Annotated in this window: 10 protein-coding genes and 2 pseudogenes; 7 read left to right on the top strand and 5 right to left on the bottom strand. The window is 69.9% G+C overall.

The annotated features are described in order from the left end of the window. Positions 1-152 precede the first annotated feature (152 nt). Both ACF07S_RS27685 and ACF07S_RS27680 read right to left on the bottom strand, forming a co-directional pair. On the bottom strand, positions 153-695 hold the full coding sequence (locus tag ACF07S_RS27685; RefSeq protein ID WP_391975417.1) for a hypothetical protein: 543 nt from the start codon (positions 693-695) through the stop codon (positions 153-155). Then, positions 692-823: a hypothetical protein gene (locus tag ACF07S_RS27680; RefSeq protein WP_391967467.1), complete on the bottom strand. Its 132-nt coding sequence runs from the start codon at positions 821-823 to the stop codon at positions 692-694. Before ACF07S_RS27680 ends, ACF07S_RS27685 begins: the two co-directional genes overlap by 4 nt. Positions 824-1514: 691 nt before the next feature. On the opposite strand from ACF07S_RS27680, the gene ACF07S_RS27675 reads away from it, so the two are divergent. The 3 genes from ACF07S_RS27675 to ACF07S_RS27665 all read left to right on the top strand — a co-directional run bounded on the left by ACF07S_RS27675 (position 1515) and on the right by ACF07S_RS27665 (position 3299). Further along, the gene (locus ACF07S_RS27675) at positions 1515-1754 is read left to right on the top strand and encodes a hypothetical protein (protein WP_336542613.1); all 240 of its coding nucleotides are present in this window, start codon (positions 1515-1517) and stop codon (positions 1752-1754) included. Then, on the top strand, positions 1754-2131 hold the full coding sequence (locus tag ACF07S_RS27670) for a fic family toxin-antitoxin system, toxin component (protein WP_391967466.1): 378 nt from the start codon (positions 1754-1756) through the stop codon (positions 2129-2131). The genes ACF07S_RS27675 and ACF07S_RS27670 overlap by 1 nt, the downstream gene beginning before the upstream one ends. Before the next feature lie 346 nt (positions 2132-2477). Next, a complete protein-coding gene (locus ACF07S_RS27665) occupies positions 2478-3299 on the top strand; it encodes an NAD(P)H-binding protein (protein ID WP_391975416.1) in 822 nt (273 codons plus the stop codon). 239 nt (positions 3300-3538) lie between these two features. Here the strand turns inward: ACF07S_RS27665 and ACF07S_RS27660 are convergent, their stop codons facing one another. The 3 genes and pseudogenes from ACF07S_RS27660 to ACF07S_RS27650 all read right to left on the bottom strand — a co-directional run bounded on the left by ACF07S_RS27660 (position 3539) and on the right by ACF07S_RS27650 (position 6228). Further along, positions 3539-4774 carry an IS701 family transposase gene (locus ACF07S_RS27660; protein WP_391975415.1) on the bottom strand — a complete coding sequence of 412 codons (1236 nt, stop codon included), beginning with the start codon at positions 4772-4774 and terminating at the stop codon, positions 3539-3541. Between the two features lie 56 nt (positions 4775-4830). Next, positions 4831-4962, bottom strand: a pseudogene (locus tag ACF07S_RS27655) (IS6 family transposase); the annotation flags it as partial. 447 nt (positions 4963-5409) lie between these two features. Then, positions 5410-6228: a DUF2382 domain-containing protein gene (locus tag ACF07S_RS27650; protein ID WP_391975504.1), complete on the bottom strand. Its 819-nt coding sequence runs from the start codon at positions 6226-6228 to the stop codon at positions 5410-5412. Between the two features lie 283 nt (positions 6229-6511). Here ACF07S_RS27650 and ACF07S_RS27645 point away from each other — a divergent pair, with 283 nt between their 5' ends. The 4 genes and pseudogenes from ACF07S_RS27645 to ACF07S_RS27630 all read left to right on the top strand — a co-directional run bounded on the left by ACF07S_RS27645 (position 6512) and on the right by ACF07S_RS27630 (position 12264). After that, positions 6512-7618 (top strand): YihY/virulence factor BrkB family protein, encoded by a 1107-nt coding sequence (locus ACF07S_RS27645; protein WP_391975414.1) that lies wholly within the window; start codon positions 6512-6514, stop codon positions 7616-7618. Between the two features lie 507 nt (positions 7619-8125). Further along, positions 8126-10774, top strand: coding sequence for a class III lanthionine synthetase LanKC (lanKC, locus tag ACF07S_RS27640; RefSeq protein WP_391975413.1), 2649 nt, complete (start codon positions 8126-8128; stop codon positions 10772-10774). A gap of 25 nt (positions 10775-10799) precedes the next feature. Beyond that, positions 10800-10907 carry a SapB/AmfS family lanthipeptide gene (locus ACF07S_RS27635; protein ID WP_391967461.1) on the top strand — a complete coding sequence of 36 codons (108 nt, stop codon included), beginning with the start codon at positions 10800-10802 and terminating at the stop codon, positions 10905-10907. A 270-nt stretch (positions 10908-11177) separates the two neighbouring features. Next, a pseudogene (locus tag ACF07S_RS27630) lies at positions 11178-12264 on the top strand (integrase core domain-containing protein). Positions 12265-12372: the final 108 nt, after the last annotated feature.

The following is a 12372-nucleotide window of genomic DNA, read 5'->3' as shown; positions in this document are numbered from 1 at the left end:
TGCCCGGAGGTCCTCGGCGCGTTCGGCGGTCTCACACGGGTAGCCAGCGCACGTGAAGACGGCAGGCTCCGGCGTGCTGGTGATCCGCCGGCGGGCGGCGAGCAGCGCCTGGCGGGTGGGTTCGCTCGCGTGGCAGGCGGCGGCGAACGCGGTCAGCAGCTGCTCGCTGAGCAGCCGTTTCTTTTCAGAGCCAGCTGGAGCGCGCTGCGGGAGAGCCGGCCGTCGGCTTCGGGGGCGGCGGCCAGGACGCGCAGGGAGGGGTTGCCGGCTTCCTGGTGCAGCCGCCGCACGGCCCGGGCGAGCCCGGCCGGGGTGGTGATGTGGCCCGGCACCCACGTCACCCGGTGCGGGCGGGTTTGCGCTCGCCAGTGGAGGCTGCGCTCGGCGGCCTCCCACAGGGCGCGTCCCGCCTGTTCGGCGCGCTGCACTTCGGGCGGGGCGGCGCCGCGACTCCCGCCGGCAGCGTGGGCCCGTGCGTGCACGGCGCCGTGCGCGAAGGCTTCGACCATGCGCAGGGCGGGAAGCCGGCCGTCAAGGGTCTGGCGCACGGCCCGGCGCAGGGTCCGCTCGGAGACGGGCTGCCCGTGGTCGCTGGCGCGGCGGGCGATGGTGGCGTAGGTGAAGGCGCCCTTGATGCCGTGCAACCAGCCCCGCAGGAGCGCCAGTTCGACCGTGCTCGAGCGGGGGGAGCTCACCGGCCGGCCCTGGTGAGCGCGGCGAGGAGCTGGTGCGCGCGGTGGGGGAGCAGCAGCCAGGCGGCAGCCGAGGCGATCGCGGTCAGGACGGCGGGGATCGGCCGCTCGAGGACGGTGAGTACCGTCACCGCGGTGATCGCGGCGATGGTGACGGCCGCCTCGCCCGCGCTCAGACGTCCGCAGGCTGCGGCGGGGAAGCCTGGGGCGGGGCGGTCTCGTCCGGGGGACGGTGGGCATGGCGGGTCCTCTCGGTGTGTGCGGGTGGTGGGACGGGAGTTGCGGCCGGCGCGGTGACGACGATGCCGGCAGTGCCGGTGCCCACGACGCGAGCCGGTCGCCGACCCTTCCGGAAGGTACGCCAACCGCGCCCCGTACACGCGGGTGCAGGTCGCGGGCGAGAAACGGTCAAGAGCTGCACACCGCCCGGAGCCGCAGTGGCCGGCCGCCGTCCGGCACCACGCCCAGCCGTCGCCCGCCGCGCACCCCGCACTGCCTCTCGGGCGGAGGGGTGCTCTGATTCGGCTCTCGAGAGCAATCTGCTCACCCCGCCCGCCGCACGCGCCGCACCTGCGAGCGGACCGCGCAGGCCAGGGGAGCTCTTTCCGCCACCGTGAAGGCTGTGCGTTCCCGCCGCTCGTGCGACCACCCGGGGCCGGCGGTGACACGGCAAGGACCGGGGCCCGCCCCGAGCGGCGGGCCGGCCAACTGGACGCTGGTCATGAACGCCTGGTTACCCGCCCTCTTCGACGGGGACTGGACGGAGGAGACCACCGGTCGGCGGCCGCCCCCTATCCCGGTAACAGCTGTTACCATGCCGGTATGGCGAAGACACAGCTGGGCGCGCGCGTGGATGAGGACGTTGCGGAACTCGCGAAGAAACGCGCCGCCGATCTGGGACTGAGCATCGGGGACTACCTCGCCAGGCTGGTACAGGACGATGCCAGCGGCCTGCGCGCCCGAGCGGTGGACGCGGCAGCCCGCTTCCTGGCCGAACACCAGGCGGTCTTCGACGAGGCCGAACAAGCCCAGCAAGCACCCAGGGGAGCACGCGCGGCCTGATGGATCTGCACATCGACGTTCCCTGGATCTTGCAAGTCGCCGAGGCCGCCGGGGCGCACGATCCGGCCCCCGACGACTACGGCGTTCCCATCTCGGCGGTCTCCCGCCACCGGGCCGAACTGTTCGAGCAGCCCGTCTACGGCGGCCCTTACGCAAAAGCCGCCGCCCTGGTGCACACACTGGGCCGATGCCGCTGGCTGGAGCGCTCCAACATGGCCGTCGCCGCCGCGTCCGGCGTCATGTACCTCGAAGCCGCCGGGATCTCCGTCAAACCCGGCCGTGAGGACGCCATCGCCCTGAAGGAACTGCTCCTTGACCCCGCCTGCACCGCGGGGAAGATCGCCGCTCTGCTGCGGACCTGGCCCACCACCACCTGACGCCCGCAGGCCCGCCACCGCCCTCCGCGGGACCACGTCTCGTGAACCTGTTGTACGCAGCAGCGTTCGCTGTGGGTTGCCATGGGTTTCGGCTGCGCGCAGAGGCCAGGGCTTGTCGCCGGCGGAGGGAGTGCCTGCGTCCCGTGCCGAGGGGTGGTGGGCGCCATGCCCACGAGCACGATCCCGCATGGCTAGAGCCAGTGGTGTGCAGCGCGGTCCGTGCCTCGGTCGGATTGAGGACAGTATCTGACCTAACTGCCACGTACTTTCGTCTGCGGCCGGGCAACGCGGCTCGGCCACCGCTCAGCGCGGTGCCCGCCTCAACGGGCAGCAGGCAAGGAGTGACGTGACAATTCTGGTTACTGGTGCGACGGGAACTCTGGGGCGCCACGTGGTCGAGCGACTTCGGCAGGCCGGACAGACGGTTCGCGCGCTCACGCGCACCCCGGCCGAGGTGACCAGCCTGCCCGACGATGTCGAAGTGGTGGGCGGCGACCTTACGAAGCCGCAGACAATGGCCGCGGCTCTCGATGGAGTCTCCGCCGTGCACCTGCTCGGAGCCACCGGGCACGACCACGCCCCGTTGCAGACGGGGCCGCAGCTCATGGGGATGGCCGCCGAGGCGGGCGTGCAGCGGCTGACGGTCCTGTCGCCCGGTGAAGGAGAGCTGGGCAAAGCCGTCCGTGACAGCGGCATGGAATGGACGTTCATCTGGCCGATCGACCTCATGTCGAACGCACTGGGATGGGCTGAGGTCATCCGGCGTACGGCGGAGGTTCGCGAGCCGTACGCGAACCGCAGGACTGCTTCGGCCGACGAGGCGGACGTCGCCGCCGTTGCCGCGACCGTGCTGGCAAGGGGCGGCTATGCGGGAAGGAGCCTCATCGTGTCGGGCCCCGAAGCACTCATGCCGGCCGACAAGGTGTCCGCCATCGCGGCGGCGACCGGCCGTGAGATCCGTTTCACCGAGCTGACCGATGATCAGGCACGTCGGCACTGGCGGGCTGAGGGGTGGCCCGAGGAGGGCATCGAGTTCATGCTGCACATGTGGGCGACCGTGCCTGAGACGGTGGCCAGGGTGACTTCAACGGTCGAGGAAGTTGTCGGCCGCCCGCCGCGGACCTTCGCACAATGGGCCGTCGAACACGCCGACGCCTTCCGCGCCTGATACGCGGGAACGGGCCCGCCACATTCCCCCACTCGCCGTGTCCCGGGTGACGTTCGCCATCGAAGGCCGCGTGCAGCTGGAGCTTCGACATCTGCGGCATGACCAGGACTTTTCACTAGTAGTGCTTCGTTAGGTTCTGGCTTTGGTTCTGCGTGTGGTGAGGGGACGGCCGCAGGTGGTGCAGGTGCCGGTCCAGCACCTCAGCAGGTCCTGGAGTGCGTCCAGGACTTGGTAGAGGGTCAGGCCGGCGTGGGTGCTTTTGGGTCGAGTCGCCGCAGGGTGAGGAAGGCCTGGGCGGCGGTGACGAGGGTGACGTGGTGGTGCCAGCCGCGCCAGGTGCGGCCTTCGAAGTGGTCCAGGCCCAGGCCGTGCTTGAGCTCGCGGTAGTCGTGCTCGATCCGCCAGCGCATCTTCGCCCACCGCACCAGGTCGGTGACCGGTGTGGTGGCGGGCAGGTTCGATATCCAGTAGCCCGTCGGGGTGTCCTGGCCGTCCGGCCATTCGACCAGGAGCGTCCGGGTGGGCAGGACACCGTCCCACCGGTTGCGGCCGCCGCCCGTCTCCTGGGCTGCGGCCAGGGACTGCTTGCCCGCGGGCCGGACCGTCAGCACCGCGAATCGTGAGGTCATCGCGCCCTTGCTGCCGCGGCGCCAGGTCACCTCGGTGAACCGGCCGGCACCGGCCTCTGCGGCGAGGACCGAGACGGCTCGCGGTGGGGTGCGGTAGCGGGGCAGCGTCGGCGGTCCGAGCCCGCCGTAAGAGGGCTGGTGCGGCTCGGCATTCTCCGGGTGAGCGACTTCCTTCCCGGTCAACGCCAGGACATAGGCCAGCCCTCGCTCCTCGAGACCTAGCCGGAAGGGCGTGCTGACGCCGTAGCCGGCATCGGCGACCACGACCGGCGCCTTCAGTTGCCACTCGCCGAGCGTGTCGAGCAGGCCGAGCGCCAGACGCCACTTCTCCTGGTGGACGACGTGATCCGGCACTTTGGCCCTGCGGCATCGCTCCGGTGCATCCGTCCACTCACGCGGCAGATACATCTCCCAGTCCAGCGGGCAGGACGCGGTGTCGGTGGCGGCATGGACGCTGACCGCGACCTGGCAGTTCGCCCGTTTGCCGAGTGCTCCGCAGTACTGCCGGGCCACCCCCACCGACGCGGTGCCGCACTTGGGAAACGACACGTCATCGACGACCCACGCCTCGGGCCGGACCGTCTCGCACAGCTGCTCGGCGATCCGCCGCCGCACCGGCAGTGGATCCCACGGGGACTGGTTCACGAACTGCTGCAGGGCCTGCATGTTCCCGTCCGGCAGACGGGCGGCCATCGGCTGGATCGACTTGCGCCGGCCGTCCAGCATCAGGCCCCGCAGATAACGCTCGCCCCACCGCCGCTGATCCCGCCGCGGCACCGAGGCGAACACACCGGCAACGAACTCCGATAACTCACCCCGGAGCCGTTCCACCTCCCCCAGCCTCATACCGGAGAAGACGCCCACCACCACGCAAGATAACCCAACGTAACGAAGCACTACTAGGACAACGGGAAGCGGAAGTACAGCCACACGCAGTGGGAGATCACCCCGACCGGGTACCGGTGCCCCTTGTACGACGGCGACGTGACCTCCACGGACGACCCCCCCTCCACCACGACCACCCCGAAGATCATCCCACCCGCTCAGCCAACGTGACAGCGCCCCGTCAACTGCTGCGACGCCCACTGCACCAGCTCGCCCACCGGCTCGTCACCGTCGTGAGTGGTCCTGCGGTCGGAGCCGGCAGGGGATGGCTGCATGGTCGACACGATGATCACCTCCCGTCTTCTTCGGTCCTCATATGTCCACGCCTACGGGCCCGTCCTGTGACCTGTGGGCGTGGTACGCACGCGAGTACCCCGAACAGTCCAGATCAGGACACCGATTGCGCCCGGGTTCGAGCGAGAGGGGTTGAGCGGTGGGCGGGCGGGTTACCCGCACGGTGACTTGGTACGTCGCGGCGGCCACCTGGCTGACATGTCCGCATGTGGTCGGCAGTTGGGGCCGCCGGGCGCCCAAGCGCCGGCCCGCTCGTGCAGTAAACCGAGCGGGCCGGCGCGTCCAGACGGGACAGGTCACCCCTACCGGTCGCGCCGCTCCTCGACGCCTTCGGTGTCGATGTGCTCCTTGCGGACCTGGCCGCGCACCGTCTCCTCGTCCGTGCGTTCCTCGGTCGTCATTCGCACGCGCTCCACCGGCACCGTCTCGGTCTCGGTCACGGGGCGTTCCTCGTGCAGGATGACCTCGTGCTCGGCCTCCGTGATGTCCGGTCCGGACAGGGCGGCCTCCCGGTTGTCGTCCGTGATCGGTTCGCGTTCGACGCGGACTTCCTCCCGGCGTACCGGAACGGTCTGCTGCACCTCTTCGGTGACGACGTGCTTGCGCAGCCGCGCCCGGCCGACCTCACGCCGCTCGGTGCCGACGTTCATGCGTTCCTCTGAGCGCGTCATCGCGTCATCACCGCCCACGCCGGTGTCGGCGTAGTCGGCGCGAGGCATGCCGGTCGTCTCGTTGGTGTTGCTGTGAGCCCGCCCGGCCTGGCCTGGCTGGTCGGTCTGGTCAGTCTGCTGCCAGGCCGTGTCCCAGTCGATGCCGTAGTGCTCGTACAGGCGGTGCTCCTCCTGCTCGGACAGGTGACCGCCGGCGTCCACGTCGACGTTGGGGGCGTCCTTGACCCGGCTCTTGTCGAAAGGCACCTCGAGGTGGTCCTCGACGACGGTGGCGTCATGGATGGGTACGAACGACTCGCTGGTACCGAATAGGCCGGTACTGACACTCACCCACTCCGGCTCACCGGTGACGTCATCGAAGAAGACGTGCCGCGCGTCTCCGATCTTGTTGCCGTCTGTGTCATAGACAGGGTGGTCCAGCACAGTCGGTATCTGCTCACGAGTGATCATGTTTTTTCGCGTCCCTTGCTCGTTGATTTGTGCATGGGTCACCACCAACAAAGAGGATGAAACCGGCATATCTCCTATTTATTGCGCAATGTGCTGTCTGCAGCACCTGCGACACTTGCCCCGCTGACCACACCAGCCACTGCAGTTACTCCTCCCTCCACCGAGGAGACCGAATGCGCCCCGCTCGCGGCGTGCCGTCATCCGACGTCGCGGTGACGTCGTACGCGTCGAGCCAGGTACGAGACGCTGGATGACTGTCACTTTTGTGGTTACTCGTCCCGGTATGGCGAAACTGATGAAACTAGGTCACAAGCGTGAGGACGCTCGCCATGGCCGGGGCCATGCACCTGACCCGGAGCCCGGTGAGCGCAGCCGCGGCACCGACGCGCCGGTCGGCGACAGCGGGCGGGAGGGGTTCGGTCCGGATCCGGAGGTGGAGCGCAGGGCGCCTGACGCTCCCACCAAGATGCCGAAGAAGTCGTGGTGGGCGGTGCTGCGTGGCGCGTTCAAGGAGTTCAAGGACGACGAGCTGACCGATCGCGCCGCAGCCCTGACCTACTACGGCATCCTGTCCCTCTTCCCCGCCCTTCTCGTGCTGGTCTCTCTGCTGGGCCTGGCCGGGCGATCGGCCACCAACGCGGTCCTGGACAACGTTCAGCAGCTCACCCCGGGCACGGCGAGCGATGTGATCCGTAACGCGGTGCGGCAGTTGCAGGGCAATGCCGGCATCGGGTCGATCATGGCAATCGTTGGCCTGGTCCTGGCCGTATGGTCGGCGTCCGGCTACATCGCGGCGTTCATCCGCACCTCCAACGCCGTCTACGACATACCCGAGGGCCGCCCGGTGTGGAAGGTGCTGCCGCTGCGGCTGGCCCTGACGGTCGTGCTGATGATCCTCGCGGTGGCCAGCGCGCTGATCGTGGTCTTCACCGGTCCCCTGGCCAGCCGGGCCGGCGAGGTGATCGGACTGGGTGACACCGCACTGACCGTGTGGTCGATCGCGAAGTGGCCGGTCCTTATCGTCCTGGTCACCCTCATGATCGCGATCCTGTACTGGGCCAGCCCTAACGCCAAGGTCCGCGGCTTCAAGTGGGTCACCCCGGGCAGCTTCCTGGCCCTGATCATCTGGATGATCGCCTCGGCAGGGTTCGCGTTCTACGTGGCGAACTTCGCCTCCTACAACAAGACCTACGGCACCTTCGCCGGAGTGATCATCTTCCTGGTGTGGCTGTGGATCACCAACATCGCCATCCTGCTCGGCCTGGAGTTCGACGCCGAAACCTCCCGCCAGCGCGCCATCGCCGGCGGTCACCCGCCCGAGGACGAGCCGTACGTCGAACCGCGTGACACCCGCAAATGGGACGACGAAGACCGACGCCGCATGCAATAGGCATCACCCGCAGGAACAGTTGATCACCGACGGCCGCCGCCAAGACCTGACCCAAGTGCATCACCGCAGGAGCAGCTATCCGTCATCGGCATGCTAGACCACCACCGTGTCCCGCGTGGCCGGTTGGAGGAGGCGCTCGCAGCGGCACGGGGTCGCGCCGAGGCCGGGGGAGGCCGGGTGAGCGCGCGGATCGCGCTCGCGGCGGGGTGACGGAGGGCGGTGGCCGGACGGCCGGGGACCGTGCGCTCGACGACCCGCCCGCGGCACCGGGTTCCGGTCCGTGCCGTTGTCGCACTAGAGGACTCCGGGCGGGTGATTTGTCGTACTGGAGGGTCTGGTGGCGTGTGCCGACGGGCAGGCTTGCCAGCAGGCAGCACAGCGGTGGCGCTGACTGCCGTGGCGGGCGGGCCGGAAGACGGCCGCCGGTCCCGAATCGCCCCAGGTGAAACGGCCGTGTCCCGGCGTCCGCAGGGCCGGACCGCCGTTCGCGCTGCGCAGGGAGTTTCGATGGAGAAGGGTTACGAGGCTTTCGTCCTGGGCGACTCCTGCTTCTACGACCGCCCGGACGGGGCTTCTGCGACGCCTGTGTCCTACGCGGCGGCCGAGCGGCCGCTGCCGGAGGGGTGGCAGACCACGGTCTTCGGGGACTGGCTTGCCTTTCACCCACCCGCGGCGGCGGGATGCCGCAAGCCGCTCCAGGGCTGGAAGCTCCACGTTTCGGCGACCCAGCACAACGCCGAGAAGGTCGCCTCGACGGTGTGGACGTACTGCACGGAACGGGCTGTCGCCTTCAAGTTCGTGCCACGGCCGCACCTTTGGCACCTCCGCAACAGCAAGTACGCCGCCAGGCACGGGAGCGGGAAGTTCGCCACGCTCTACCCGGCCGACGAACGGCAGTTGCACACCGTCCTGACGGAACTGGGGAGCCTGCTCGAAGGCGAGCCGGGCCCCTACGTCCTCACCGACCTGCGGTGGGGCGACGGTCCCCTCTATGTCCGGTACGGTGCCTTCACGCTCCGGTACTGCCTCGACGAACGCGGCGTGCGGGTACCGGCCGTCGAGAACCGGGAGGGAACGCTCGTACCCGACCGGCGCACGCCTTCCTTCCGGGTGCCCGCCTGGGTGGAACTGCCGGCGTTCCTGGAACCCGCGCGCGCCGCCCGCAACGCCGTCACCACCGCCGGCCTGCCCTACCGGATCGACCAGGCGCTGCACTACTCCAACGGCGGTGGTGTCTACACGGCCACCGACACCCGCACCGGTGACAAGGTCGTCCTGAAGGAGGCCCGACCGTACGCTGGGCTCGCTGCTGACGGCGCCGATGCCGTCACCCGCCTCGCCCGGGAGAGGAACGCCCTGCAGCGTCTCGACGGCCTCGGCGTCGCGCCCGGCTTCAGGGACTGGCTGGCCGTGGGGGATCACCGGTTCCTGGTCATGGAGTTCCTGCCCGGCACGCCCCTCAACGAGTGCCTGGCCCGCCGCTATCCGCTCCACGGGCCGGCTCCCGCACCGGCGGACGTGGCCGACTACACGGCATGGGCCATGGACATCCACCAGCGGGTCGAGCGGGCCGTCCGGGCCGTGCACAGCCGTGGACTCGTCTTCCACGACCTGCACCTGTTCAACATCATGGTCGCCGACGACGGAAGCACACGGCTCCTCGACTTCGAAGCCGCGGGCGATGCCGCGACCTCCGGGCGCCAGACCATGGCCAGCCCTGCCTTCGCCGCACCCCCCGACAGGCGGGGCGTCGCCGTGGACCGCTACGCCCTGGCCTGCCTGCGCCTGGCCCTGTTCATGCCCATGACCTCCCTGCTGACCATCGACCGGACCAAGGCCATCAGCCTGGCCAGGGCGATCACCGAAGTCTTCCCCGTCCCGCGGGAGTGGCTCGCCGAGGCGGTGGCCGAGATCCTCCGGCCCGCCGCCGGGGCCCCCTCGGCAGGACTCCTTCCCGCCCAGCCCGTACAGCACGACCCCGGCACGACAGTCCCGCCCGCCGACTGGCCCCGAAGCCGTGACTCGATGATCCGGGCCCTTCACGCCAGTGCCACCCCCCAGCGCGGCGACCGCCTCCACCCCGGGGACATCGCCCAGTTCGGTGACGGCGGAGGGCTGGGTCTGGCCCACGGCGCCGCGGGAGTCCTCTACGTCCTCGACGAAGTCGGCGCCCTTCGCCACGAGGCGGGTGAACGATGGCTGCTGGAGCGCACGGCGGCGCCGAAGCCGACGACACCCCTCGGCCTCTACGACGGCCTGTCCGGCGTCGCCTACGTGCTGGACCGCCTCGGTCACCGGGACCACGCCCTGGAGCTGATCGACCGCATCCTCCACGCACCCTGGGAGCAGCTCGGCAGCGACCTGCACGGTGGCCTGCCCGGCATCGTCGTCGTGCTGCGCCACTTCGCCCGGAGCACCGCTGACAGCACGCTGGAGGGCCTTGCACTGAAGGGCGCCGACATCCTCGCCGACCGCCTCTCCCGGTACGAGTCCACGCCTCATCGGCGCGCCGGTCTGATGCGCGGCCTCGCCGGCACCGCCCTGGCCTTCCTGCGGCTGCACGAACACACCGGTGACACACGCCTGCTCGACCTCGCCCACCGCGCGCTCGCCTCCGACCTGGACCGCTGCGTGAGCACCGACCACGGCCTCCACGTCGGCGAAGGCCGGCGCTCCCTGCCCTATCTCGGCGACGGCAGCGCCGGCATCGGCATGGTCATCGACGACTACCTCGCCCATCGTGCGGACGACGACCTCCTCCGGGCACGTTCGGCCATCCTCACCGCCGCGCGCAGCACCTACTACGCCCAGCCCGGCCTGTACCAGGGCAGAGCCGGACTCCTGCACCACCTGGCCCGGACACCCGACAACGAACACCTCCGGGCCGACATCGACGCCCACGTCCACCGCATGCACTGGTACGCCATGACCTACCGGGGGCACCTGGCCTTCCCCGGACACCAGATGATGCGTCTGTCGATGGACCTCGCCACCGGCACCGCCGGCGTCCTCCTCGCCCTCGACTCCGCCCTGGGCAGCCGACGCTCCGCACTTCCCTTCCTCCCCGGGCCAGCCCCACTCGGCGGCACGCCCGGGAACACCGCCGGGACACGGACCACCGGCCCCCCATGCTCGCCGGCCACCACCCGGCGATGACCCGCGAGAAGGAAAGGAACCCATCATGATCCTGCTCGACCTGCAGACCCTGGAGCCGGAGGAGACCCCGGAGGCGCAGGACGCCTCCATCGACATCGGGGACAGCGCCATCAGTCTCCTGCTCTGCGAATAGGCTGCCAGCACACCCAGTCCCGCTGTTGGACGCCCTGCGGGCCGCCGGCAGCACCGCTCCGCCCGAGATCGGCACAGCGGTGCTGCCGGCGACTGGAGACTCCGCCGGGGAACCGGGCCGCCGGACCGGGACTCGCGTCGGCCGCGGAGTTCCTGAGACCGTGCAGGAGAGGGTCCAGACGGTGTTCGTGTGCACCTGCTGGCCTGTGCCGCTCGAAAAGTCATCGTCGCAGGTGGGAGTGATGCAGTTCGGTCCTGGGATCATGTCCGCGTGATCGTGTCTCTGCTGTACAGGGTGGCCCGGAGGTTGTTGTCCGTCCCGTCGGTGCTGCTGCGCCGTGACACCGCGAAGGGCGCCGAGCTGCTCGTGCTGCGGCATGAGAACGCAGTCCTGCGCCGGCAGATTGCCGGCCCGGTCCGCTACGAGCCGGCCGACCGGTTCTGGTTCGCTGCCCTCTCCGGGCTGATACCCCGGCGACGTTGGCGCGAGGTCTTCCCGGTCACCCCAGGCACCTTGCTCGCCTGGCACCGCAGGTTCGTCGCTGCCAAGTGGGATGACACCGCACGCCGACGCATCGGACGCCCACCCACCCGAGGGGCGATCAAGACGCTCGTTCTGCGGCTGGCCCAGGAGAACCCGCGGTGGGGGGCACAGACGGATCCAAGGGGAGCTCACCCGACTCGGGCATCGGATCGCCGCCTCGACGGTCTGGGAGATCCTCCACGCCGCGGGCACCGGCCCGGCGCCGCGTCGTGCCGGTCCAACCTGGCGCGAGTTCCTGGCCGCCCAAGCCGAGGGGACCATCGCGGCAGACTTCTTCCACCTCGACACCGCGCTCGGCACGAGGCTGTACGCACTGGTGTTCCTCGAGCACGGCACGAGGCGCCTGCACATCACCGGAGTCACCGCCCAGCCCACCCGGGAGCGGGCCGTGCAACAGGCGCGGAATCTCGCCGCCGACCTGGGCATGCGCATGGAGTCTCTGCGGTTCCTGCTGCGTGACCGCGATGGCAAGTACGGTGCGGCATTCGACACGGTCTTCGAGGCCGAGGAGCTGGAGGTGATCTTGAGTGCCCTGCGGATTCCTCGGATGAACGCCCACTGCGAAAGGATCGTTGGCAGCATCCGGCGCGAGATGCTCGACCACGTCCTGATCGTGAACGAGGCCCACGCCCGCCAGGTCCTGGCCGCCTACCAGCGGCACTACAACACCCACCGACCTCACCAAGCCCGACAGCAACTACCGCCTGATGCCAAGGAACGGCCCGACGTCACAGTGCACGACCTCAACGCCCGCCGAGTGCTGCGGACCAGGATCCTCGGCGGCGTGATCAGCGAGTACCGCTATATCGCTTGACCGGCGACGATGACTTTTCGAGCGGCACAGGGACTTCCGTGACCGGCCGCGCCACGCTGGCCCCCTCCAGAAAGCCGTCGACGGTCTTGGACTGTTGCTGCCGCGCCG

The sequence above is a fragment of the Streptomyces sp. NPDC016640 genome, assembly GCF_043076215.1.
Taxonomy (GTDB): Bacteria; Actinomycetota; Actinomycetes; order Streptomycetales; family Streptomycetaceae; genus Streptomyces.
Note: the sequence above shows the minus strand (reverse complement) of the source record. Positions and strands in the feature narration are given on the sequence as shown.